Annotated in this window: 21 protein-coding genes; 10 read left to right on the forward strand and 11 right to left on the reverse strand. The window is 35.4% G+C overall.

What is annotated here, in order from left to right; all coding sequences use genetic code 11:
* Positions 1-4 precede the first annotated feature (4 nt).
* Positions 5-1,060 (forward strand): Gfo/Idh/MocA family oxidoreductase, encoded by a 1,056-nt coding sequence (locus tag M2372_RS14110; protein WP_123320710.1) that lies wholly within the window; start codon positions 5-7, stop codon positions 1,058-1,060.
* Between the two features lie 137 nt (positions 1,061-1,197).
* Here the strand turns inward: M2372_RS14110 and M2372_RS14115 are convergent, their stop codons facing one another.
* A complete protein-coding gene (locus M2372_RS14115) occupies positions 1,198-3,099 on the reverse strand; it encodes an ABC-F family ATP-binding cassette domain-containing protein (protein ID WP_123320709.1) in 1,902 nt (633 codons plus the stop codon).
* Positions 3,100-3,307: 208 nt separating this feature from the next.
* Here M2372_RS14115 and M2372_RS14120 point away from each other — a divergent pair, with 208 nt between their 5' ends.
* Complete coding sequence (locus tag M2372_RS14120; RefSeq protein ID WP_115973616.1) at positions 3,308-3,820, forward strand: 5' nucleotidase, NT5C type; 513 nt, start codon at positions 3,308-3,310, stop codon at positions 3,818-3,820.
* 126 nt (positions 3,821-3,946) lie between these two features.
* Positions 3,947-5,608 (forward strand): alpha/beta fold hydrolase, encoded by a 1,662-nt coding sequence (locus M2372_RS14125; RefSeq protein ID WP_123320708.1) that lies wholly within the window; start codon positions 3,947-3,949, stop codon positions 5,606-5,608.
* Between the two features lie 121 nt (positions 5,609-5,729).
* Here the strand turns inward: M2372_RS14125 and M2372_RS14130 are convergent, their stop codons facing one another.
* Positions 5,730-6,593, reverse strand: coding sequence for a glycoside hydrolase family 25 protein (locus M2372_RS14130; protein ID WP_115973618.1), 864 nt, complete (start codon positions 6,591-6,593; stop codon positions 5,730-5,732).
* A 65-nt stretch (positions 6,594-6,658) separates the two neighbouring features.
* Between M2372_RS14130 and M2372_RS14135 the strand changes: the two genes are divergently transcribed.
* The 5 genes from M2372_RS14135 to deoC all read left to right on the forward strand — a co-directional run bounded on the left by M2372_RS14135 (position 6,659) and on the right by deoC (position 11,149).
* A complete protein-coding gene (locus tag M2372_RS14135; RefSeq protein WP_123320707.1) occupies positions 6,659-7,921 on the forward strand; it encodes an NAD(P)/FAD-dependent oxidoreductase in 1,263 nt (420 codons plus the stop codon).
* Positions 7,918-8,589, forward strand: coding sequence for a tRNA (guanosine(37)-N1)-methyltransferase TrmD (gene trmD / locus M2372_RS14140; protein ID WP_115973620.1), 672 nt, complete (start codon positions 7,918-7,920; stop codon positions 8,587-8,589). Before M2372_RS14135 ends, trmD begins: the two co-directional genes overlap by 4 nt.
* A gap of 377 nt (positions 8,590-8,966) precedes the next feature.
* Positions 8,967-9,902: an endonuclease/exonuclease/phosphatase family protein gene (locus M2372_RS14145; protein ID WP_115973622.1), complete on the forward strand. Its 936-nt coding sequence runs from the start codon at positions 8,967-8,969 to the stop codon at positions 9,900-9,902.
* A gap of 28 nt (positions 9,903-9,930) precedes the next feature.
* Positions 9,931-10,401 (forward strand): Lrp/AsnC ligand binding domain-containing protein, encoded by a 471-nt coding sequence (locus M2372_RS14150; protein ID WP_047379047.1) that lies wholly within the window; start codon positions 9,931-9,933, stop codon positions 10,399-10,401.
* Between the two features lie 4 nt (positions 10,402-10,405).
* The gene (gene deoC / locus M2372_RS14155) at positions 10,406-11,149 is read left to right on the forward strand and encodes a deoxyribose-phosphate aldolase (RefSeq protein WP_123320706.1); all 744 of its coding nucleotides are present in this window, start codon (positions 10,406-10,408) and stop codon (positions 11,147-11,149) included.
* A gap of 57 nt (positions 11,150-11,206) precedes the next feature.
* Here the strand turns inward: deoC and dusB are convergent, their stop codons facing one another.
* Complete coding sequence (gene dusB / locus M2372_RS14160) at positions 11,207-12,202, reverse strand: tRNA dihydrouridine synthase DusB (RefSeq protein WP_123320705.1); 996 nt, start codon at positions 12,200-12,202, stop codon at positions 11,207-11,209.
* Between the two features lie 183 nt (positions 12,203-12,385).
* The gene (locus M2372_RS14165) at positions 12,386-15,610 is read right to left on the reverse strand and encodes a hypothetical protein (protein ID WP_123320704.1); all 3,225 of its coding nucleotides are present in this window, start codon (positions 15,608-15,610) and stop codon (positions 12,386-12,388) included.
* 150 nt (positions 15,611-15,760) lie between these two features.
* Here M2372_RS14165 and M2372_RS14170 point away from each other — a divergent pair, with 150 nt between their 5' ends.
* Positions 15,761-16,546: a T9SS type A sorting domain-containing protein gene (locus tag M2372_RS14170; RefSeq protein ID WP_123320703.1), complete on the forward strand. Its 786-nt coding sequence runs from the start codon at positions 15,761-15,763 to the stop codon at positions 16,544-16,546.
* Between the two features lie 188 nt (positions 16,547-16,734).
* Positions 16,735-17,544: a T9SS type A sorting domain-containing protein gene (locus tag M2372_RS14175; RefSeq protein ID WP_123320702.1), complete on the forward strand. Its 810-nt coding sequence runs from the start codon at positions 16,735-16,737 to the stop codon at positions 17,542-17,544.
* A 55-nt stretch (positions 17,545-17,599) separates the two neighbouring features.
* On the opposite strand, the gene M2372_RS14180 is transcribed toward M2372_RS14175, so the two are convergent.
* The 7 genes from M2372_RS14180 to M2372_RS14210 form a co-directional block, all read right to left on the reverse strand.
* Positions 17,600-20,443, reverse strand: a complete 2,844-nt coding sequence (locus M2372_RS14180) for an aminopeptidase (protein ID WP_228455768.1) — start codon at positions 20,441-20,443, stop codon at positions 17,600-17,602.
* A 33-nt stretch (positions 20,444-20,476) separates the two neighbouring features.
* Positions 20,477-21,856 carry an orotidine-5'-phosphate decarboxylase gene (gene pyrF / locus M2372_RS14185; RefSeq protein ID WP_123320700.1) on the reverse strand — a complete coding sequence of 460 codons (1,380 nt, stop codon included), beginning with the start codon at positions 21,854-21,856 and terminating at the stop codon, positions 20,477-20,479.
* Between the two features lie 124 nt (positions 21,857-21,980).
* On the reverse strand, positions 21,981-22,322 hold the full coding sequence (locus M2372_RS14190) for a YkvA family protein (RefSeq protein WP_123320699.1): 342 nt from the start codon (positions 22,320-22,322) through the stop codon (positions 21,981-21,983).
* An 84-nt stretch (positions 22,323-22,406) separates the two neighbouring features.
* On the reverse strand, positions 22,407-22,946 hold the full coding sequence (locus M2372_RS14195) for a TlpA disulfide reductase family protein (RefSeq protein WP_115973631.1): 540 nt from the start codon (positions 22,944-22,946) through the stop codon (positions 22,407-22,409).
* Positions 22,947-22,956: 10 nt separating this feature from the next.
* Positions 22,957-23,520: a thioredoxin family protein gene (locus M2372_RS14200; RefSeq protein WP_115973632.1), complete on the reverse strand. Its 564-nt coding sequence runs from the start codon at positions 23,518-23,520 to the stop codon at positions 22,957-22,959.
* Between the two features lie 15 nt (positions 23,521-23,535).
* Positions 23,536-24,606, reverse strand: a complete 1,071-nt coding sequence (gene aroC, locus M2372_RS14205) for a chorismate synthase (protein WP_068944604.1) — start codon at positions 24,604-24,606, stop codon at positions 23,536-23,538.
* A 50-nt stretch (positions 24,607-24,656) separates the two neighbouring features.
* The gene (locus M2372_RS14210) at positions 24,657-26,228 is read right to left on the reverse strand and encodes an LIC_10190 family membrane protein (RefSeq protein ID WP_228455767.1); all 1,572 of its coding nucleotides are present in this window, start codon (positions 26,226-26,228) and stop codon (positions 24,657-24,659) included.
* Positions 26,229-26,274: the final 46 nt, after the last annotated feature.

Raw genomic sequence — 26,274 nt, forward strand, 5'->3', positions numbered from 1 at the left:
AAATATGCAACTGGTAAAAGCAGGGCTTTGTGCCTTTGGAATGAGTGGAAAAGTATTTCATGCTCCTTTTTTAAAAGAACATCCGGGGTTCTTTATTTCTGCAATAGTGGAAAGAAGTAAAGAAGATTCTAAAGAAAAATATCCTGAGGCTACTATTTATCGTTCGGTAGAAGAGATGCTGCAGAATGCAGATATAGAATTAGTCATTATCAACACTCCGGTTCAGACTCATTATGAATATGCTAAAAAAGCATTGGAAGCTGGTAAAAACATTATCGTTGAAAAACCATTTACTGTAAATGTAGAAGAAGCGGAAGAGCTGGTAACACTGGCAGAAGAGAAAGGATTATTTTTAAGTGTGTATCAAAACAGAAGATTTGACCGTGATTTCCAGCAGGTACAAAAAGTTTTAAAGGAAGGGAAATTAGGAAATATCAAAGAGGCAGAGATCCGTTTTGACAGATTCCGTACTACGCCAAGCGGTAAACAGCATAAAGAAAATCCGGATCAGATAGGTTCGGGTTCACTGCATGACCTTGGAGCGCATCTTGTGGACCAGGCGGTACAGTATTTCGGGTATCCTGAAAAACTTTTTGCTGATGTATTTTCAATGAAAGGCACAGAATATGCCAATGATTATTTTGAAATCCTTCTGTTCTATAAAAATGATCTGAGAGTACGATTAAAATCTTCCGTTTTCACTAAAGAAGATCATTACGCTTATAAAATTCATGGTGATAGAGGAAGTCTCCTTCAGGAAAGAACCGATAATCAGGAAACGGAATTAGTGGCAGGTGCCATTCCTGTTTATGGAAAAGAATGGATGCAGCCTTTGAAAGAAGCAGACGGAATTTTAAACTATCTGAATGAAAATTCAGAAACAGAAAGAATATTTACTTCAAGCGAAGCCGGAAATTATATGGATTATTACCAGCAAATCTATGAACATATTGTATTTGGATATCCTTTACCTTCACCGGGAAAAGAAGTGATTCAGAATATGACGATCATCGATGCATCCATTACAAGTACAGAAGAAGGAAAGATCATCGTACTATAAATTAACAAATGAGTTATCAATGAGTTCAAAGTTTAAAGTTCAAGGTTACTGGTAATCTGAAGTAGAATTTTTCTGCTTTTTCACCCTAAAACGCTCTTACTCTCAAACTTTCTGAACTCATTCATAACTCCTATTTTTTACATGATTTCCTGAAGTTCAAGCCATCTCATCTCATAGTTCTCCAGTTTTTCAGAGATCGTTTCCAGTTCAGAAGAAAGTTTGGCTATTTTTTCATAATCAGATTCATTATTGAGCTGATCTAGTATTTTTGCACGCTGCTCTTCCAGCCCTGGTATTTCTTTTTCAATAGTTTCCAGTTCCCTTTGTTCTTTAAAAGTTAATTTTCTTTTCTGAGCATTGGAAGATGAAGTATTTTCTGTAGCAACAACTGTTTCTTTTATAGGTATAGGTTCAGCTTTTGCCGTTGTATTTTTTTCTAAAGCTTCTTCACGGCTTCTGGCCTCACGGTATTCTGAGAAGTTTCCTACAAAATCTCTAATTTTTCCATCCCCTTCAAAAGCAAGAACGTGATCTACAATTCTGTCCATGAAATATCTGTCGTGGGAAACGATGATCAGAGATCCCTGGAATTGCTGTAGGAAGTTTTCAAGAACCGTTAATGTAGGAAGGTCCAAGTCATTTGTAGGTTCGTCAAAAATCAAAAAGTTAGGATTCTGATATAAAATATACATCAGGTGCAGTCTTCTTTTTTCTCCTCCTGATAATTTTGAGATAGGAGAGTACTGTGTCTGGTCGTCAAATAAGAATAATCTCAGGAATTGTGATGCAGAAAGGCTTCTGCCATTGGCTAAAGGATAGAATTCTGCAATTTCCTTAATGAAATCAATCACACGTTCATCCTCTTTATAAGTAAGACCTTTCTGGGCAAAATATCCGAAAGAAATAGTTTCTCCTGTTTCAATCCCACCTTTATCTATCTTTTCCAATCCCTGGATAATATTCAGTAAAGTAGATTTTCCGGCACCGTTTTTTCCAATGATTCCTACTTTCTCACCACGCTGGAACTGGTAGCTGAAATCTTTTAACAGGACCTTATTTCCAAAGCTTTTATCAATGTTTTTCAGTTCCAGAATTTTATTTCCCAGACGCTTCATTTCAAAATCAAGTTCCAGACCCTGTTTTCTGGTGTCTGTTTTAGCTACCTTTTCTGTTTCATAGAAAGAGTCAATTCTGCTTTTAGATTTTGTGGTTCTTGCTTTCGGTTGTCTTCGCATCCATTCCAGTTCCTTTCTGTAAAGGTTATTGGCTTTATCGATGGTTGCATTCATATTATCTTCACGGATCATTTTGTTCTCAAGATAGGTTGCATATGAACCATTGTGAACGTAAAGATTTCTGTCTTCCATTTCCCAGATAATATCGCAGACACTGTCCAGAAAATATCGGTCGTGGGTAACGAGCAGTAACGTTATTTTTGCTTTGGTCAGATAGTTTTCAAGCCATTCCACCATATCCACATCAAGGTGGTTGGTAGGTTCATCCATGATCAGTAGAGTATGCTTATGTTCAGCTCTGGTTTCTGTCAATAATTTGGCTAAAGCAACACGCTTGACCTGGCCTCCGGAAAGCGTTCCCATTTTGGCATCAAGATCCGTAATTTTAAGCTGAGAAAGAATCTGTTTCATTTCATTTTCAAGATCCCAGGCTTTATGGGCTTCCATATCAGCCAGTGCTTTTTCAATAAAATCATGATCTGTGGAATGAAGAGATTTGTGATAATTCTTCAAAGCAAGAATAGGTTCAGAATCCAGAGTCATCATGAATTCCTCAATGCTCAGATTGGAATCAAAATCAATTTCCTGGTCGAATAAAACAACCTGGATATCTTTATTAATGATTGCAGTGCCGCTGTCTGCAATTTCTTTACCCATTAAAATTTTCAGAAGGGTAGATTTTCCACTTCCGTTTTTGGCAACAATGGCAATTTTGTCTCCTTCATTGATGTGAAAGGATATGTTTTCAAACAAAACTTTGATGCCGTAAGATTTGGTAAGATTTTCTGCAGAAACGTAATTCATTGGGAATTAATAGTTTGATTTTAATTTTGAAATGAGTCGCAAAAATACGAAAATGTCAGCACAAAACTTTCCGGAAGTTCTTTTATAAAAATGAATATTTATAATTTTTTAATAAACTGTACCTGCTATCTGAGAAAACGATTTGGTAAATTTGGTATAAAGTATTCAGACTTAAACAATAATAATTTAAAAAACCGATTAAGAACAAATGAAAAAAGTGATTGTCGATATGGATGGGGTAATGGCAGATGTATACCATCAGCTGATTCAGTTTGAAAAAAGAGATACCGGAAAGGAAGTTGAGCTTAATGAAATAACAGGAAAACCTGAACTGGAAGTTTTTCCCAATGGTAAGAAACATGTGAATGAAGTAGGGTTTTTCAGAACATTACCTCTAATGAAAGGAAGTAAGGAAGCAATAGAATATCTGAACAGTAAATATGAATTGTATATTGTCTCCGCAGGAATGGAGTTTCCGAACAGCTTAAGAGAAAAATATGACTGGCTGGCTGAACATTTTCCATTCATTACCTGGGAACAGATTGTCCTTTGCGGAAGTAAAAAAGTTGTGGCAGGAGATGTAATGATTGATGATTATCCTAAGAATTTGGACCATTTCTCAGGGGAACGACTGATTTTCACCCAGCCTCATAATGAACTGGTGGAAAATGAAACCTATAGAAGAGTGAATTCATGGGAGGAAATCATGGAAATTTTATAGAGGACAGTTAATATGTAAAGGGTTGTTAGAAATTTAAAATAACTTTAACTAAAAAGGAATTAATTTTAATAATGCCTTATGAATGTTGGCCGTTCTAAATAGATAAGTTTGCACCAAACTTTTAACATGAAACAACTTAGCATTTTATCTTTAATTTTTACAGTTTCAGTTTTCAATGCACAGGTCATTTCCGGGAACATTATTTCTAAAAATGAAAATCAACCCGTGCCTTATGTGAAAATTGGGGTAGAAAAGAAGACTACCGGAACAATTTCAGACGGAAAAGGAAATTTTTCAATAGATCTTACCGGTTTGGACCCGCAACAAAAAGTAAAAATAGAAGTACCAGGGTATGAGCTGTATGAAGAAACAGTACAGAATTTTAAAGCCCATGATCTTCAGAAGGTATTTTTGAACGAGAAAACTAAAACCATCAAAGAAATTGCGATTAAACCTAAAAAGCTGGTAGATAAAAATTGGGGTGTAAAAACGAAAACCAAAAGTATTTTATATTTTGTTAATCCAGTAGGAGACAAAGCTGGTTTCTTGGGGGAAACTGCTTTAGAATTTAATGCAAAGAAAAATTCCAAAATCAAGAACATTAATCTGAATATCGCTAAATATTCTTCTACGGAACCGGTTTTGATGCGTTACAGTATCTATAGTGAGAAAGATGGTTATCCGGATGAGAACCTCTTGGATGAAGAAATTACAGTGGAGCTTACTGAGGATATGATTAAAGATGGAACTTACACGCTCGATGTTAATGATCATAATATCTGGGTGAAAGGAAAGTTCTTTGTAGGGATTAATTTTTTAAAAGAATTTAACGGATTCATTAAAATCAGTGCTGCATTGTTCAAAACGGGCTTCATCAGAGAGTTCTATGGAGACTGGACAAAAATGACAATTGCTGCACCAGCCATTAATATCGATGTGAAAATGGATAAAAACGGGAACGATAAAGATACCAAGGATGATGATGGCGGCTATACTGATGACATTATTTCTCAGGGATGGCTTGCTGATAATTCAAAAAATATTGAGGAAGCAGATAAATCCATATATGGTAAAAATGATTCTGCCGGAAAATACCTGGAATTGAAAGATACAAATCTTTATTATGAAGTATATGGAGAAGGTGAACCTTTGGTATTGCTTCACGGAAATTCAGGGAGTATTAAAGATTTTTATCAGCAAATCCCGGTTCTGGCCAAGCAGTATAAAGTGATCGCAGTAGATACAAGAGGACAAGGGAAAAGCAAAGACACTTCCAAAAAAGATTTTACATATAAAGTTTTTGCTGATGATGTAAAAGCATTGGCAGATGAACTAAAATTGGATAAAATAAATATAGTTGGTTGGAGTGATGGTGGAAATACAGGGCTTGAATTTGCGCTGAAATATCCTGAACGTCTTAATAAACTGGTTACTATTGGAGCGAATGCTTTTCCTGAAGGAGTAGAAGATAAGCTTATCGAACGGTTTACCAATCAGATGAAACAACTAAATGATATGGGGTCCGAAGAAACATTTGGGGAACGCAGACTTTTAAAAATAATGCTTACACAGCCTGATATCAGTAAAAATGATCTAGATAAAATAAAAAGTCCCGTTTTAGTTATTGCTGGTGACAGAGATGTAATTAAACCGGATCATACCGAATTTATTTCGAAACAGATTCCTAATACTGAAATGAAAATATACAAGGACACTACCCACATGGTGCCTTTTGAAAAACCAGATCAGCTTAATGCAGATATTCTGAGTTTCCTTGGAAAGAAATAAATAGGAGGGAAGCGGGAAGATGGAGGTAGGAAGCTTTTTTGGATCATTAGAAAATAAACTTAAAGTTGATATTTGGTGTTCAGGAAACTTCCATCTCCCGGCATCCATCTATCCAGCCTTATTAATCTAATGTGAGTCTTTTCAGAGACCATGAATTGCCGTTGTAGATATCCAAATCTACCTTAGTATTAATCCCATGAACGATTCCGTTTTCTGTAAATTGCCAGAAATCCCACTGGTCATCAGGAGATGGTGTTGGGACGTCATTGTAATTGGCCAGCCACAGAGGATAATCTTTAAACTCTCCCTTCAGAAAATCCTTATAGTAATGGTAATATGTATAAATAATAGGCTTTTCACCGTAGGTTTCTTCCACAATTTTACACCATACTTTTAAATCTTCTATCAGTTTTTTATTCGTTTTTCGTTTTGGAATCTTTTCAATATCCAGAATCGGAGGAAGGTCGCCGCTCTCTAGTTTTACATTTGCTAAAAAATTATTAGCCTGCATCACCGGATCTTCATCAGCCCTGTAAAAATGATAAGCGCCACGGATCAGTTTGTGTTTTTTAGCCATTTCCCAAAACTCATCAAAATGTTTATCCGCACTTTTATTTCCCATAGTAGCACGCATGACTACAAATTCCAAAGGAATGGTTTTATTACCGATACTGAGACTGTCCCATTTGATGTCTTCCCTGTTTTGATAGTGAGAAACATCAAAGCCATAGGTTTTATCAAGATTATTGGCTAACACTCTCTGGATTCTTGAACTTTCCTTTTCGCTGTTGTGAAGTTTTTTATGTATGAATTTATTAAAGTATAATGCATAATAATAGCTTACAGATTGCTTGAGATAAAACCCAGTCCCGATTAAAGCTACAATTAAGATGGCTAATATCACTCTTCGACGGAAAAAATAGCTGTTCCGTCTGTTCTTATGAATCTGTTTGGCAGTTTTTTTGGTGTACTTTTTTGGTGTCATAAAGTTTTGCAAAACTAACTTTTTTCACACCTAAATGCTAAATAAAATCAGTAAATTTGTGTATTATGGAAACACGCGAAAAAATCATCATTATAGGAGGAGGATTTGCGGGGCTGCAGCTTGCAAAAACATTGAATAATAAGAACAAAAAGGTCATTGTTCTGGATCGGATGAACCACCACATGTTTCAGCCGCTTTTTTATCAGGTAGCCTCTGGAAGAATAGAACCTTCCAATATTTCTTTTCCCTTCAGAAAAATTTTTCAGCAATCCAGAAACACACAGTTCCGGATGACGGACGTTAGAGAAATTGATGCCGCAAACAATAAAGTTATTACAGATGAGGCAGAGTTTACTTATGATAAACTCATCATTGCAACAGGTTGTAAAACTAATTTTTTCGGTAATAAAGACCTGGAAGGGAAAGCCTTCGGAATGAAAAATACCCAGGAAGCGATCAGCATCAGAAATCATGTTCTGATGACGTTTGAAAAACTGATTATTGAAAAAAGCCGAAGCGATGACGGAAACTGGAATATCGTTATTGTAGGAAGTGGCCCTACCGGTGTAGAGCTTGCAGGAGCCTTTGCCGAAATGAAAAAAGATATTCTACCAAGAGATTATCCTTATATGAATTTCGATCAGTTAAAGATTATTCTCGTAAGCTCTACAGAAAAACCTCTGGCAGTAATGAGCAGTGAAGCTCAAGAAAAATCTGAAAAGTACCTTAAAGATCTTGGAGTCACATTCATGAGCGGAGAAGTTGTTACAGATTATGATGGAGATAAAGTACATTTGAAAAGCGGTAAAGAAATACCATCCAATAATGTCATCTGGGCTGCAGGAGTTACAGGAAATGTAATTGATGGTTTCCCTGAAGAAAAATTAGTCAGAAACAGATATATCGTAGACCGATACAACAAAATAAAAGGGTATGATAATGTGTATGCTATCGGAGATATTGCCTATATGGAAACTCCAAAGTACCCACAAGGACATCCACAGGTAGCCAATGTTGCCATTAATCAGGCCAAAAATCTAGGTAAAAATCTCTTAAAGAAAAATGAAAGTGAATGGAAAGAATATGAATACGATGACAAAGGTTCTCTGGCAACCATAGGGAAGCACAGAGCGGTCGTAGATCTGCCTTTCATAAAATTTCAGGGATTTTTAGCATGGTATTTCTGGATGTTTCTCCATTTAATGCTAATTTTGAGCGTTAGAAATAAGCTGGCCATATTCTTCAACTGGATGTGGAGCTATATCAACAAGGATTCTTCCTTAAGATTAATTATTATACCTACTAAGAAAAACGGAACATTACAATGAGAATTGATATCATAAGCGTACTTCCAGAATTGATGGAAAGTCCATTTCAAACCTCTATTTTAAAAAGAGCAATGGACAAAGGACTGGCAGAAGTACATTTTCATCACCTGAGAGACTGGGCAATCAATAAACATAAGCAAATTGATGATGAACCTTACGGCGGTGGCGCAGGAATGGTGATGATGGTAGAACCATTGGATAAATGTATCTCAGAACTAAAGTCTCAAAGAGAATATGATGAGGTAATCTATCTGACCCCAGATGGGGTAACTCTTAATCAGAAAATAGCCAATTCTCTTTCTATTAAAGAAAACCTGATTTTTCTTTGTGGACATTATAAAGGAATAGATCAAAGGGTAAGAGACCTTCATATTACCAAAGAAATATCTATTGGTGATTATGTGCTTACAGGCGGTGAACTTGCTGCATGTGTATTGGCAGATTCTATTATAAGACTGCTCCCGGGAGTTTTAAATGATGAACAGAGTGCTTTAACAGACAGTTTTCAGGATGATCTTCTGTCGCCACCTATTTATACAAGACCGGAAAGCTATAAAGGACTTGATGTTCCCAAGATTTTACTCAGTGGAAACTTTCGTAAAATTGAAGAATGGCGTCATGACGAAGCAGTAAGAATTACTAAAGAAAAACGTCCTGATCTCCTTTAATATAGTGTTACAGATCATTTAAGCCCTGTTTTTTTTAATTATTCTATTTGTCTACAAATTAAATGGAATAATATTTGTTATTATTGTAAGTGAAAAGAAAAATATTAGCAACTTTGGCTTTATAGTTGGAATTTTGTTTCGATTATTTGTTGTTTTATTTATTATTTTAATTTTTATATATTGAATAAAATTGCGAATTAATTGAAAATTTAATTCACTACAAATGGTTTTATTGATTTTTTTTATTACTTTTGAAATATTTCTTATTAGAAATTGATTTATCATATTGTAAATTGATCAATGAAATTTGAAAAAAAATAATAAATTTACATTTAGAAGAAAAGAACATATTAATTAAAGTATAGAAATTTGTGTTGATGGAACTGTTCTCTTTTTATAATGTTGAAAATTTATTTTTACCCGATCCGAAACCTGTCCATAAATTAGATCCTACTAAGTCAGGTTTAAGAAATTGGGATGAGAGAAGATATAATAATAAACTTTTTAAAATCTCTCACGTATTTCAATTGATGAAGGAGGAAAATGAAGTATTGCCATTTATCATAGGATTATCTGAGGTTTCCGGAAGGAAAGTTTTAGAAGATCTTGTAGAAATGGATCCCTTTAATTCTGAATATGGAATTGTGCATTACAATTCTATGGATGAAAGAAAGGTAGATGTAGCCATGTTATACGATAAAAATAAAGTAGAGGTCATAGATTCTGAGACCATTACTTTCTTTTTTGAAATAACCTATAAAAACACTGGAAATTACGACACAACCAGAGACGTACTGTTTTCGAAAATTAAATATAAAGGGGAAATTATTAATGTCTTTATCGCCCATCTTCCCTCTAAGCGCGAAAAAGATATCAATAAACCCAAGAGAACTTTTATATTGAATGAGATCCGGCAGCGGATTATGAAAATTGTAGGTGATGATAATGAACATGTCATATTGTGTGGTGATTTTAACGAAAACCCGGATGATGAAAATTTAGTGCAAATTCTCTATGACAACGATCATGAGAAGGTTCTAATGAACCCTTTTCAGGAGTTGTTTTCTACAAGAAATTATTCTACTTTTCATTATAAATCTGGATTGCTCTATGATCAGATTATTATGTCAAGATCCCTCCTTGATAATAAGACGCTGGCTTTTCAGGAAGCCTGTGTGTTCAATTCTGAAAAAATTAGCAGCAGGACCAGAAATTTTGAAGGTCGACCTTTCCGAACTTATGCCGGTACCCGGTATTTAGGCGGATACAGCGATCACTTCCCGGTTTTTGTAAAGTTTAAAAGCTTATCATAAAAAAACATAAATAATAAAAAAGTAGAAAATGAAAAATTCGAGCAACACAAGCTATCATTTAGATTCTATCGACAAAGAAATCATTTACATGTTGATGGATAATGCTAAAACTTCTTTAGCACACATTTCAAAAAATGTAGGAATTTCCACAACAGCAGTACACCAAAGGATTAAAAAACTGGAACATGCAGGAGTTATTGAAAACTCAATTTCATTCCTGAATCCTAAAAAAATCGGGTATAAGGTGATTTCATACATTGGGGTATTCCTGGATCAGCCAAGCCATTATCCTGAAGTGGTAAAATCTTTGCATGATATCAATGAAGTAGTGGAAGCCCACTATACAACCGGTAATTATACAATATTCCTGAAAGTTCTTTGTAAGGATAACGACCATTTGATGCAAATCCTTAACAAACTCCAAAAACTGAAAGGAGTAACAAGAACAGAAACTTTCATATCTTTGGAACAAGGTATTTACAGACAATTGAAAGTATAACGATATGAACATAGCCCAATATTTGGATTCAACTTACTTGAAGACACCGGAACAATCAGGTATTTCACATGAAGGAACTCTTCAGATTGATAAAGAACTTGCCCAGGTAGCCATAGATAATGGAATTTTTGCCGTCATGATCCGTCCGGATTATGTAGCTGAGATCAAAAAATATATTCAGGAGAGAAATTCAAATGTTGCAGTAGGAACTGTAATAGGATTCCACGAAGGAACATACTCAATAGAAGAGAAACTTGCTGAAGCTTCAAAAGCTATTGAAGATGGAGCAGATGAACTGGATTTTGTAATTAATTACAATGCCTACCTTCAGGGAAATACTACATTGGTAAAAGAAGAATTTGTGAAATGTACGAAGTTATCTTTGGACCATCATAAAATTGCCAAATGGATTATTGAAATTGCTGCTCTAACTGATGAGCAGATCGCAGACATTACCAAAAGTATTTCAAATTGGGCAGAAGAGAATTTTTCAGCGAATGATTTATCTGAAATTTTCGTTAAATCATCAACCGGCTTTTATGAGACTGCAGATGGAAAACCTAACGGAGCAACATTTGAAGGTATAAAGATAATGCTTGATAATGCAGGAAAACTTCCTGTAAAAGCTGCCGGAGGAGTAAGAACTCCTGAAGATGCTGAAAAAATGATCAATATGGGAGTAAAGAGAATCGGAACTTCTTCTGCATTGGGATTAATTAAAAATGAATCTTCATCAGGCGGATATTAAAATCGATATTCAAGAACAATAAAAAAACCATCAATTCAATTTGATGGTTTTTATTTTTTATACCTGGGCCTGGTATTCTTCATAGAATTGTTGGGTTTCCTTAATTAGGGCATCCATTTCTTCTAATGTGAAAACTTCCAGGAATTTTTTTCTGAAATCTTTAAAGTGAGGAACTCCACGGAAATAATTACCGTAATGCTGTCTCATTTCTACCAATCCTAATCTTTCCCCTTTCCATTCTGCACTCCATTCTGCATGTTGACGCACCGCTAATAACCGGTCTGAAATAGTGGGAGCAGGTAAGTGTTCTCCTGTTTTAAAGAAATGCTTGATTTCATTAAATATCCATGGATAGCCAATGGCTGCACGTCCGATCATGATTCCGTCACAAGCATACTTCTGTTTGTATTCCAGTGCTTTTTCCGGAGAATCGATATCACCGTTCCCGAAAATTGGAATTTCAATATTAGGATTTTGTTTGATTCTTGAAATATGTTCCCAATCTGCCTCCCCTTTGTACATCTGTGAACGGGTTCTGGCATGTATGGTAAGCGCTTTGATTCCGGTTTCCTGTAGACGTTCTGCCACTTCATCTATATTGATACAGGTGCTGTCCCATCCCAGACGGGTTTTCACCGTTACAGGGAGGTGAGTGGAACTCACTACTGCTTTTGTAAGACGAACCATCAGGTCGATGTCCTTTAAAACTCCGGCACCGGCACCTTTGCAGACTACTTTTTTTACAGGACAACCAAAATTAATGTCTACAAGGTCTGGATTTACTGTCTCAACAATTCTCGCAGACATGGCCATTGCTTCTTCATCACCACCGAAGATCTGTATCCCGACTGGTCTTTCATAATCGAAAATATCCAGCTTTTTACGGCTCTTCATAGCATCACGAATCAATCCTTCAGAAGAAATAAATTCCGAATACATTAAATCTGCACCATGCATTTTACATAAACGTCTGTATGGAGGATCACTTACATCTTCCATCGGAGCCAGCAAAAGTGGAAATTCCGGCAGTTCTATGTTGCCTATTTTTATCATGGTGCAAATTTACAAAATTCTGATTATTAGAAAATATGATATTATCTATTAATGTAAGTGATGAGTTTGAAATGAGTGGGAGAGTATTAGGGAGGGAAAGTTTTAGGGTTTTAGAGTATGAAAGTATGAGAGTGGGGAGAAAAATTGTTATAATAAGAATGACTGATTTTAAACCTTAAATCTCTAGAAGCTTGCTTTTACCTGCATGCTTCCAATATGAATCGTTCTTTCTCCTGAATTTCTTCCTTCGTAATTTAGGTTCAATTGGATGAATGAATTAATGGCCTGTTGGATGAATACACTCCATACCTGGTTTTTTCCTGGTTTCAGACCGTCAAGCATCTGGTTACCCACAATACTGAAATTGTTTCCATTGAAATTATTGTTGATAAAGGAGAAGTTTCCGCGAACGGAGGTTTTTCTGAATTCCCATTGAACGGTTCCTGTAATATCAAAAGCTTTTAATAATTCTTCCCCGTCTATTCTTTGTTTCTGGCGGTAAGCAGAAGAAAGTTCTGCCTGAAGAGCATCTGTAAATTTATAAGTGGCTTTTGGCTTGGTTTCAAAATTATTTAAACGGTAATCTCTAGTTGTAAATAACTGCGATGAGTTTTTGATATCATGAACGGAGTTTTCCCAGTCTACTCTGAATTCCTTATTGAACCAGTATCCAATATTCAGGAAGTGAGAAGTCTGTTCACGTTCTTCATTACTGAAATTAGCATTGATGAGATTGTCATTCGTAATAAATCGATAATTCCCGTTCCAACCGGATTTATCAGTCGGATTAAATTGTATGGAGGCTAAAATATTTTGATTTTTAAGGATCTGATCACTGTTTTTTTCAAACGGATTCAACACCAAAACTTTATCTTTTTTATAGAATGAATTCTGAGAGTTTAATGAAATGTTGAAGTTCCAACGTTTTAGGAAGGCATTTTCCGAATTAAAGACAATGGCCGGATTTACAAATAAAGCTAGCTGTATTTTATTTTTATTGGATGGGATGTATCGTACGGAATTGGTATAAACCCTGATGTATTTAGCTAAATCAGAATATTCAGCAATTTCAAATTCATCAAGCTGTTGAATGCCGTCACCATTGTAATCCGTCCATTTATAAACACCCTGTCCGTCTGTTACTTTAATATATTGAAACTCTCTCTGCGCTTCCTGTCCGTTTCCAAGTTCATAGAATGCCTGTAAACGCATCCCGTTTCTGAAAAGCTGTTGATTATAGAGAATATTTCCAACCACAAAATCATTGTTTCTGGTTACCTCAATATCAGTACCCTGATAGAAGAATTTCCGGTAATGAATCAATGCATTTAAAGTCGTTTTTTCGGTTTTGATGATTTGGCTTTCCGCCATGAATCCCAGGATATTGTTCATGTTCTGAAGTCTGTTGTCCCGTACAGAATCATTATCCCTCATATATACCTTGGCAAGCAGCTTTGTACGGGTGCTGTCCCCGATTTTCTTTTGAACAAAGATTTCCTTCCAGCTGAAGCTTGTGACATCCATAAGCTGGGTATCATTGTATTTCTTCTCATTATGCTCCATGCTTCCTCCTAAAGTCCAGCTTCCTTTCTTTCCGGTAAATTCTGTTGAAACTCCACCACGGATAAACTTTGTGTCCTGAAGGGTAGCATTGGTATTCAGGAATGATAAGTTTCCTTTTGTAAAGAAACTTCCGGTGATCCAACCGAAATCCAGGTCATTTTTAAGTCCTTTATAAGAATCCTGTTCATTTAAATAATTGACACGGTAATTCAAAGTAGATTTATTATTCCATTTATTTAAAAAGCTGAAAATAAATCGATTCTGTGTTTTTTTGTTGAATTCCTGAGCTAAGTTGAAGTCTCTGGAGAATTCCACGTCATTGATACGGTCCAGAATATGGAACTGTTTGTCTATATATTGGTATTCAAAGCTTGGTGTTCCTTTCCATGAGTTTTTTGTAAATGTTTTATTCCCAAAAATACGCCATGCATAGCCCATATTCTGGCCAGAATCCTTTGATGAAAATAAATTGATGTCATAATTACTCAAAGAAATATCAGCTCCGATTTTTCCTTCTTCCAGCAAATATTCAGAATTAAGAGAGAACACCTGAGATTTCTGTGGAGAAGGAAGTTTTCTTACTGCTCTGTAATCTCCGGCATTAGGACCTACATATTCAAAAACACGTCCGTTATTGGTAGTCTGCGCCGTTTTATAATCTCCCTGATTAGCTCCGAAATAGGTGAACGAAACCTGATAAAGAGTTTCATTTGGATCTGTAGAAAGTTCATAAAAACTTCCGGCAGTTAAACGGTATAAGATCTTGTTAACATCATATTCCGTAACCACTCCAGATGGAGCATACATCAAATTGGGATCATTTCCTGCATTAGCAAGGATCTGTTCATCTTCTTTTGATAGACTTAGTGCAAGAGGAGCATTTTTATTATCATTCTCCATAAACCAGTTCAGCCCAACCTTGAATTTTTCTCTCTGATGTTCCAGTTTTCCTGTAAATAAATATCTTGAATAATTCCTGTTCGCGTAGTTGTAGGAAATAGTGACGAAGTTTTGCTGGAAAATAGGACGGAAGCTGGTAAAAGTAACCTCACCGGTATTATAGTTGATGACATAATCCTGGTTTTCACCACGCTTCATTAGGATTCCGTCAATAAATACCTGCTCGGAACCGGAAATCAGCGTAATAAACTGCTCTCCGTTTTTTCCTGTCAAACGATAAGGACCCTGGTTCCCTTCAACTCCCTGAAAACGGATCCTGTGAAATTCACTTCGCGCCACCCCTGCAGAAATGTCCAGAAATGTTTTATTCTCCTTTCCGAATTCAGTCTGAAACTGAATCCCCATGCTTCTTCTCTGGTATTTGGCAAAATAATTTTTAGATTCCATCAGGTCAAGATGCCCTGCTCTAAGAATAGATTTATCTTTAATATTAAGTTGCATGTAGATTTTGTCAAACTCTTCTAAAGTCTGAGTATATCCGTCTGCCTGAATAGGTAAATTATGATCGGAAATACTTGCTAAAATAGTCACATCTTTGGAAAGGCGGCCAGAGATCTGGAGATCCATGGAACTCTGCACAGATTGTCCCTGATTATTACCAAATGTAATCCCACGGATAATGGAACCTTTGGAATTAAGTTCTCCTAAAAATCTTTTTTTATCATTTTTAGCCAGTACAGCTTCGTCAACAACAATTCTGTTGTGGGTGCGTATAAAGTCTAAAGTATCTTTTGCAAAAATGTCCTGTTCAAACTTCGCTGCGAGAATACTGTCCTTTTTTATGCTGTCTTCAGGAACGTTTGGATTTTTCCATGAGAATACCTGAGCATTTCCTGAAAATATGCCAAAGAAAAATACAACGACTAGGATAAAAATATTCCGCAACTCCTGAAAAATAATTCGTAAAAATAACTAAAAAATGTTAATAGCAATGAACCAACTATTATTAACAAAAAGTTAACCTATTTATTGTGTGAAATTAGAAAAATGATGTAATTTTGTTACGAAAATTATTAATAAATAAAATTTTAAATCATGAAAAAACTTTATTCGTTTTTTGCTACAGTAATGGTAGCAAGTGGAATCTTTGCTCAACAAACTGTTGTTTTATCTGAAAATTTTACATCTTACTCAGCGGGTGGAAATACTGCTTCAACAGGTGCTAATGCTCCTGATGCAACAGATGTTTACAGTGCATCAGGAAATCCTGTAGCAAACTTTCCTACTGGATCGAAAGTATACAGTGCAGGGGGAATGGCGAAATTAGGAACAGGTTCTGTTATTGGAACTATGACTTCAAAGACTTTAGATTTGTCAACTGATGGAGGAAATGTAGTAATCACTTTTGATGTTAAAGGATGGACAGGTACTCCAAGTACTATCATTGTAAAAGTAACTAACTTAGCAAACCAAACTGTATCTTATTCAGCTGTTATGAGTGGAACTCCTGAATCAAAAACAGTAAACTTTACAGGTGGTCAAGCAAACTCAACAGTTACGTTTGAAACTCCTAGTTCTTCTCTTAGAGCTTACTTAGATAATATCGTTATCAAAACTGTTGGTGGTTCATTAGCTGTTACAGAAATCAAAGGAAAGTCTTCTGCTAACTTCGTGAAAAACACTTTCGTGAAAAACAGCGAAATTACTTTCGGAGCAGATGTTAAAGATGTAAAAGTATACAACATGTTTGGACAGATTGTAAAAGAAGCTTCTGTAAAACAAAACGGAACTGTAAATGTTGCTGAATTAGCAAAAGGAAACTATATCGTAACAGGTACAGTAAACAAAGAAGCGGTATCTCAAAAAATCTTAAAAGACTAATTTAAATTTAGTTTTTAGATCAAAATATGATCCGGCCATTTCGAAGAAATGGCCGGATTTTTTTATGTTAATAACTTAATTTTAATTGTTGGAATATAGCATGTTTATGACAGAATTTTTGTAATTTCCCAACTAAATGGTTTTGTTTTTGATATTTTTACAACGACATCATGTTTAAAATTATTTAAATGAAAAAAATATTTACTATTGCTTGTTTAACTTTGGTAACTGCTTTTGCAAATGCCCAGATTGTGATCAATGAGATCTATGGCGGGAATGGAAATTCAGGAGCTGTTTTCAAAAATAATTATATTGTTCTGAAAAATATAGGAACCACACTGGTTTCTTTGACAGGGGCAAGTATACAATATGCACCGGCAATCGGAGCTTTTACAGAATACCATACGCTGCCTGATCTTACCTTGGGACCGGAGGAGACTTATCTGATCCAGGAAGCAGCAGTGGATGGAGGAGTGGAAGCATTACAAACACCGGATTTTATTGCGACAACAGTTACGAATTTTGACGGAACTCCCAATAAATCTGCTGGAATAAGAATTTCAGGTACATCCGGAAAATTAGTATTGGCTGGAAATATTGTACAGGTGACAAGCCCGTCAGCCTCTAATGTACTGGACTTTGTAGGGTATGGTGCTAATGCAGACCAGTTTAAAGGTGATGGTCCCGCTCCTTCTCCTACAGCATCAACTGCTATCAGAAGGACTGTAGAGAATAACAGCGATAATATGGCAGATTTTTCTGCAGAAGGAGCTGGAAAAGGAGGGTTTGTTCAGAATCCGTTTGTTAAAGATGGTAAGGTAGTTTTCGGAATGCAGATCAAAGATGTCAGGATATATGATACATTCAGGCAGGTTGTTAAAAAATCACCTACAAAATTTGCCCAGAATATAGATATTACAGAACTTCCTAAGGGAACCTATTTTGTAACGGGAACAATAAATAATGCACCGGTTTCACAAAAGATCGTAAAAGATTAGTTTTTCAATATTTTTTGATAAGGAGCAGCTTATGTTTTAAGCTGTTCCTTTATTTTTAATACCAGCCTCTTCTTGCTGCATTGATGATAGATCCAAGGTTAAGAACCAGCGTATATCTGATCCGTTTCGCATAATCTTTGAATCCAGGCTCAAATCCCAATGAAGACTGCACCGGAAAATAAACTTCAAGGAAATCCGGGATGATTCTTACCTTAATTCCGCTGTCCCAGATAAATTTTTCAGAATGATCCTTGTTTTTATATACTCCTGCATCGGCATATACATGAAAAATCTTCCATATGCTGGAGTCTACATTTACAGAAGTGATCCATTGATTAACCGTTCCGGGAAGAAACGATTTGAACCCTCCGTCAGCCAGAATAAACTGCTGTGAAAGAAGACCACTGCTGGCACTTTCTCCTAACAGATTATAAGAGAATGTGTAGTTGGATACTCTTGAGATCCCATAATTGAATAAGTCATTTCGGGTATCATTTCTTAGAAAATATCCTGCAAATAATCGGACGCTCAGCTTTTGTTTTGGAGCAAATTCCCATCTGTAGAATCCTTCGGCGGTGATTTTGTTGAAGTCTTCCATGCCCTGAGCGCTCAGGCTCAAGCTTTTTTCGTGGATCATCTGGCTGTCACTATAACCGTATCCCAATCCCCAAAGGTTGTATTTTTTGTAGTCATCATTGGCGATCATGACAGGGCTCAGATCTCTTTCAAAATAATTATAAGAAACTCCAATACTCCTGCTTACTGTACTCCTTGGATTTTTCCTGAAGCTGAATGTTGAAAATGCAGAACCTTTTCTGTATGCTAATCCATAGTCATAGTGAAAATAAGATCCGGAAACTCCAAATGTAATACTTCTGAATACACTTTCAGCTGGCAGAAAAGAGTAGGAAACTGCTCCCGAACCAGTCAGTTTACCTGTTCCTGTACTATATGTTGGCGTAAATGAATACAGAAATTTCTGATCAAAAAAGGATTGATTTTTAAAATTAGCACCCAATAAGAATTTATCGTAAGTGTTGTTAAAACGAATTCTGGGGCTTATATAAATTTCATTGTATTCTGGGTTCGGAATATCCTTTATAAGTTTAAATTTGAGCTTTTTGGTATTTAGAAATAATCCTTTGGCATATAAGAAATTATCCCGATAGCTGGACTCCGGGAAAATGTAATCATTATTTAAGGTTACTTTATAAATATTATCAGATACAGGAAGAGAAATATCTTTAGTTTTCTCATTTTCTCCTGTTTCTATCCAATAGGATTTTATTTCTCCGTCTCTGGTTTCTGTTTCAAGTTTTACAGGAATAGAAGCATCTGTATTTTTGGCAATTTTGATCTGTAAAGAATCATTTTCCTTTTTAATATGTTTCAGCTTAAAATTCACTCTGTTTTTTTGATTGAAAAAATGACCCAGATAATGGGCAGACTTTTCTTTTTCAGACAGCTGTTTCAGGAAATCATCAGGATTTACTTTTCTTCCTGAGTTTTTTGAAAGATATTCTTTTATAAGATTATTAAAGCTCTGATCCCCCATTTTATCAGCAGAATAATTAAACAGGCTTCCTGTCTCAAAACTGCTGATCGCCATATCATTAAAGTTGCTTAAAGAGGTGAATTTTTCATCAATTTTCTGATCCAGGTTCTGAAGCATAATATATTGATAAGCTAATCCGTAACGGTCCAGAAGTTTTACCTTGGATGCATGAAATAATTTTAAAGGTTTGATCCCGAATATTTTGGCTTCCGGCAGCATCCCTAAAAGTTTGGTGTCTTTATAGAACTTTTTCAGGTATTGAATTTCAAGATATGATTTTAAACCGCTTTTAAACCAATGATCTTTTTGTTTATCAGCAATGATATTCTCATCAAGAACTTTTTTGGTAATAATTCCGAAGTAATCAAGGTCTGTTTTTTCAGCATCAGTAAATAAAGGGAATCTGAATTTCCAGAAAGTAATATCATTATTCCCGAAGAAATCTTCTTTTGCTCTGAACTTATCTGAGATAAATATACTCTTCGGAAGAGATCCGATTTTTTCTTTAAGGAACTTTAAATGAAGAGGTAAGTAAAACTCCAGGTTCTGTTTTTCTTCAGGCTTAAGGTTATAACCAAACTTAATTTCAGTATCTGTACCATCAATATTGGTTTTTATGATAGGATAAGTATTGGGTGAAACTGAAAATTCAGGATCAGAATCCAAATAACCCTGGAAGGAGTTCATCTGAATCTGAGGTAGGTTACTTTCGATAAAGCTGTTTACCGGAATATCAAAATTTACTGTCCAGAAAGTGTTGAAACTAACGGGCTCTTCAATATCGTGGTATTTTCTTTCAGAAATATTGTCCGGATCAAAATGATCCGGAACAATAAAGAAATATTTTAAAGCAGTATTCTGACCGGATGTTCCATATCCCGTAAATTTTTTATCGGGAAGCTGCATACGGTAGTGTAGCTGCAGGGTGATACTTTCGCCGGGTTTTAATGCTTCTTTCAGGGGAAGGAAAAGATTTTCATCTGAAATAGCATTTACGGATATTTCCTGGTTTTCTGGATCTTTAATATCCAGTTCCAGTAATTTTCCCAGTTCAGGACTCTTTGCAAAATGCAAATCATTGTTTCTGTCTTCCAGTTTTCTGTAGACTAAAGAAGTTCCACGTCTATTATAGGCGGAAACCCAATTCAGAAGTTTTACAGTTTGCAGTTCTTTGTCAGAATGATTGTAATAAACAATCTCCTGGTTTACCTCAAGGGTTTTTCTGTCAGGAGAAAGTTTTGCTCCAATATATATACTGTCTTTCTGTGCAGAAACCTGTACGACTCCACAAAACAAAATAAGACAAATGCTGATCTTTTTCAAATATCCGTGATAAAGTCTCAAATATAGCTTATTTTGTATATACTTTATAAGATTTTAGTTTTGAATTTCTTTTTTTTCCAAAGAATTAATATAAGCATTCCAACCTTCATTTTTATAAGTTACAGCTGCTGCTTCCGGATTTTCAGATTTATAGATTCCTCTTCCTACGATGATGAAGTCTGTATGTAAAGTTTTGAAAACATGTTCCGGAGTATTGTACTGCTGTCCTTTTCCATCTCCTGAATCTGCAAGGTTTACCCCAGGAGTGAATAGCAGAAGATCTTCAGGAATTTTATTTTGAGAAACCCCTCCGATTACATTAGGATGCGATAAAGCTACTTTTAAAGCCTCCTCACGGTAGCTGGTTGTTGTTAAAGCTCCTTTTGAAGACATTCCAACGATGGCTACGACCCCTACATTTTTGAAGCAGTCCAATGATTCGAAACCTCCGATTACCTGAGAAGTTACAAAATCAGCCCAATCTGTAATTTTGAAAACTCCGCTTGTAAACTGTAATTCTTGAGTATTTCCAATATCTGCAAATTTTCTATCCTCCATCAATAGGAACTGATGTTTTACAGCGATTTCTTTTAATGGAGTGATCGTTTTTTCATAATCAAAATCGGAAATAATATCGATATGAGTCTTTAAAGCAATAATGTGCGGACCTACTTTTTCTGCTAATTCCAATAGTTCCTGAGTAGTTGTTACATCAGCAGAAGCGATCAGGTTTGATTTTTTTGCCAAAGCTGTTTCCAGTAATTTTTTCGAAACAGAATGTTGAGTGTTGCTCAGCTTCTGCTCATAAGAACTTCTGGTTTCTTCTTCAAACTGAATGTGATTACCCTGTAAGAAATCCTGAATTCTCTTCACTTCTTCATCAGATAACTCTCCGGTTTCCTGAAGAATTCCACATACTTCAGAAATGTTGAAAAGAGTGTGTACTCTATACCCTTTGCTTTCCAACAGCTGTTTTCCACCCTGCTCTCTGTCCAGTACTACTACAATATCTGCAACTTTAAGGTCTTCCTGTTCTACTTCAGCAATTGTTTCCACCAAAGATTTTCCGGAAGTGATAACATCTTCTACCAAAAGGCAGTTTTGACCTTTCTGATAAATTCCTTCGATCAGTTTTTTGGTACCGTAGCTTTTTGCTTCTTTTCTCTTAATAATTAATGGAATATAACTTTCCAGTGACATCGCTGTTGCCATAGGAAGAGCAGCATAAGGAACTCCACAGATTAAATCAAAATTATCCAATGGAAGCATTTCCAATAAATAATTAGCAAGATTTTTTAAAATTTTAGGATCCGAAGCCAAAGGTCTCAGGTCTACATAAAAAGGACTTTCGATGCCACTTTTCAAGGTAAACCTTCCAAATTTAATGATGCCTAGCTTGTAGCATTCCAAGAAGAATTCTTTTTTACTTTCCATTATTTTTTATTAGATAGTGCAAATTTAAGGATTTGAAATAAGGCTTAAAAATTTATCACCTATTTGATTAATAAAAAACCATCCTGCATTAAACAGAATGGTTTTAAAAAATATAAATAAACTATTATTTTACGATTTCAGCATCAATGACCTGAGATCCATTGTATTTTTGTTCAGCCTCCCAAAGTAAGAATTTGTCAACCTCTTTGACGAGTTTTGGAATGGTGAGTGACAATACGGCCAGATCATCCATTACTCCAAGTACCGGGATGGCAAATTCAGGAAGGAGGTCAATAGGAGAGATCACATATAAAATTCCCAGTAGGGGAAGAATAATGTCAATGGATTTCATAGGATAAGTTCCTTTTCTCCACATTTTGACCATTCTGAAAATATCAGGGATCTTTTTTACAAAGCCCTTGTGACTGATAGCTTCTTTTGCAAGATTTAATTTTGAATATTTCATTTTGTGTTTGGATTTAAACAAATTTTTCAACACTATAAATTTCACAAATCCTGTACCAACAAATTATAAAATTTAGTTAAAAAATTATTTGATGATATTATCAATGAATTGATGCACAGTCTCTGTGTCCCAATCTTTTGTGGCATCTTCCTTAATGATGATTCTGCCGGTTTTATCCAGAAGGAAAGTAGTTGGGAAAACTTTAGGAAGGATCTTTTCAGATAGGGGACTCTGCGCAATATAGACCGGTACCGTATAGTTATTCTCCTTTAAAAATTTTCTTACATCCTCCTCCTTATCATTCATTGCAATGAGTACAAAATCTACATTGTTTTTTCTGGAATCATACAGCTTCTGAATAGATGGCCATTCTTTTCTGCATGGCGGACACCAGGTTCCCCAGAAGTTCAGGAAAACCGCTTTGTTTCTAAAGTTCTTAAGGTTAGTGCTTGGAGCATTGATTCCCTTAAGATCTACATCATAATCCTCTTCATTGATGTGTACTGCATTTTCAATGGTAGCAATAGGGAAGAACTGATTTTTCAGAAAATCCTTTACTCCCGGTATAAATGCAATGATACCGATGATGACAATTAATGCAATATAAATAATCCCTTTTTTCATATTCTGTTGTTTATAACAGATCTAAGATTTCCTGAACGGCATCCTTACCTCTGTTTTTAGCATAATAAATCTGCAAATCATTATAGAAGGTGTCTTTTGGATACCCTTCGGGGTCTGCTTTATATTTCATTAATAATTCATACCCGTACTTTGGGCGTGGGCCCCATGAATTCTTTACATTAAAATCCTTGTCCAGTATTAATACTTTAGGAATAGACTCTGTACCGTTGGTTAAAAACTGGTTGATCAGGCTTTTGTCATTATCTCTTAGAAAAACTCTGATCTCATTATGACCTTCAAAGAATTTAAAAAGCGCAGGAACTGTTGCACTGGCATCTCCACACCAAGCCTCGGAAATAATTAAAATCTTTCCGTCAAAATTTTTGGCTGCTAATTCTTTTCTCTGGTCTTCATCCGGAACATACTTCTTTATTGTTCTGTCCATTCTATGAAGCCCAAGCTCATAATATTGTTTATATTCGATTTCCTGTTCGTTAGCAGGATTATCTAATCTTTGTTGTGCGATTTGAAGGTATTCTTCAAACGAAATTCCCTGATCCCAGTAATTTTTCATCACCCGAATATTTAGTTAAAAATTATTGATATTTCTTGTTTTATTAATCAAAAATAGGTCTGCCAGTACAAATGCAGCAAGGCTTTCCACTACAGGAACAGCTCTAGGTACTACACATGGATCGTGACGTCCCTTTCCTTCTACAATAACAGGATTTCCTTCTTTATCAATACTGTCCTGAGGTCTCAGAATCGTTGCCACCGGCTTGAATGCTACGCGGAAATAAATATCCATTCCGTTGGAAATTCCTCCCTGAATACCTCCTGACAAGTTAGATTTTGTAGTAAAATCAGTATTAAACTGATCGTTATGTTCTTTCCCTGTCATTTTTGCTCCACAGAAACCGCTTCCATATTCAAAACCTTTGCAGGCATTGATATTCAGCATTGCTTTTGCCAGTTCTGCCTGAAGTTTTGAAAATATAGGTTCACCAATTCCTACAGGAACATTTTTGATCACGCATGTAATGGTTCCACCGATTGTATTTCCTTCCTTTTTTATTTCTTTGATTCTGGCAATCATTTTTTCTGCTGTTTCAGCATCCGGGCAACGTACATCATTGCTTTCAGTTTGAGAAAAGTCTAGAGCCTGATAGGGTTTTTCACAGAAAATATCACCTACAGAAGAAACATAAGCATTGATCTCAATTTCTGGTAAAAGCTGTTTGGCTAAAGCTCCTGCCACTACCCAGTTCATGGTTTCCCTTGCCGAAGATTTACCTCCGCCACGATGATCCCTGAAACCAAATTTCTGATCATATGTAAAATCTGCATGACTCGGACGGTACGCTCCAGCTATATGGTCGTAATCCTTTGATTTCTGATTTTCGTTTTCAATGATAAAACCGATGGGTGTACCTGTTGTTTTTCCATCAAAGATTCCGGAAAGGAACTTTACTGTGTCACTTTCTTTTCGTTGTGTAACAATAGCAGACTGGCCGGGTTTTCTTCGGTTCAGTTCATATTGAACCTTATCGAGATCTACCGTTAAACCTGCCGGAAAATTATTGATGATACCGCCATAAGCCACTCCGTGACTTTCTCCAAATGTTGTAAGACTAAGAAGATTACCTAATGTGTTGAACATAATACAAAATTACCTTTTTTTCTTCATATAATAAAGTTTCAGCATTTGTTCTATTTATCAGTGTTTTCGATAATATTGATCACTGCTGAGGCTTCTTTTTTTTCTCCGGAAGTCATTCTTTTCCAGATAAATCCTTTGCTGATGTCATTTTTGTTGACAGGCTGAGGGAAAATTTCAGCTTTTACATCGTCAAAAATAAAGCTTGGAGATATAGCCGGCAAGGGAGTTTCAAAATTATAAGGATAATTTCTGGAGACATTGAATTCTAAATTCCCAACCTTACAAGTATTGAATTGTTGGTAATAGTAAACTGATGGTTGATAAAACTGATCTTTTTTAAATCCGGCCATAAAATTCCCAAGCTGAAAACTTGGAATGTATTTTTGAATAATACCAGGAAAAGTCAAAAGTGAAATAAAGAATAAACTAAGTACAGAAAAAGCAGCAATAGATTTTTTTCTGTCCCAGTATTCATAAAACAAAACAAAAAATATGATGAAAAATACATCAATAAAAAACCTGTATTGTGCTGAGAATGCTAGCACCAATATACTTTTTATCCATAGGGAAATACAGATCAGGGTGATGAGTCTCTTTTTTTTAACCCAGGCAAAGACTGAAAAAGTAAATAGGCTTACTATAAAAAGGATATTTATTTTTGATTTAATCCCCTTCAGAAAAAACCAGTTTTTTATATGCTCCAATGTGGAAAACTTCTTAATTTCTTCATAAGAATACTGCATGTCATAGGTTTTCATGACAGCATACTTGGAAGAGGTTTTCAATATTTCATCATTCGGTTTCCAGCTGAAACCAAAGTCTCCGATAGATACTGGGAATACAGGGTATCCGAATGTCCATATATTTTTAATAAAGAATAAAACTAAGATGATACTTCCGAAAAACAGGGTTTTAAAATTTGATTTGAAAATAAAAGTTTGACAAAGAAAAACCAGTACAGGAAGCCAGATCATGGTAGGTTTTATAGAAAAAACAAAAACTGAAAAAGCAAAGAGGAGACTGGTGTTTTTATTTCCGGATATTATCTCATTCAGAATAATTAAAGAAAAGACAATGACCGGAAGATCAGGACTTGGTGATTGTGAAAAAAATAATAAAATCGGGATAAAACACAGATGAATCCAGTTTTTTTTTTCAATACTGTATAGGGTGTAAATAATCAGGAGAATGGAATTGATTCTCAGAAAAGGATCTGAAAAATTGGAAAAACCAGCCTGGAAAATATGCCACACTGACATCTGCCCCAAGGTAAGATCCAGATTGGAAATACCCTTGATGAGTCCATATTCTGTAAGCCACTTGATTGTGGGAACATAATATCCGAAATGATCTAATATATAAGGATAATAAGCTCCGGTGAATAGAATGATGATGGAAATAAACAGAGTTAAAAAGCAATCTCTTTTTGAAAACCGGTAAAATTCCAGATAAAGTTTTTCTTTAAAGAAATAAAGGATCCCCAATAAAATACTGATGGTCTCTACATATATATTCAGAGGAGTGAAAAAGGAAATAACGGTCCATACAAGACTTATTCCCATAATTCCTGAAAGTATTTTTCCTGAAATTCCCTGAAATAATATTCCTGAAAATTTTTCCATGATTTTTCCGAGTCCCAATAAGACCGGAAGAAGAAAAATAGTGGAA

This window comes from Chryseobacterium sp. BIGb0232, assembly GCF_024810195.1.
Lineage (GTDB): Bacteria > Bacteroidota > Bacteroidia > Flavobacteriales > Weeksellaceae > Chryseobacterium > Chryseobacterium pennae.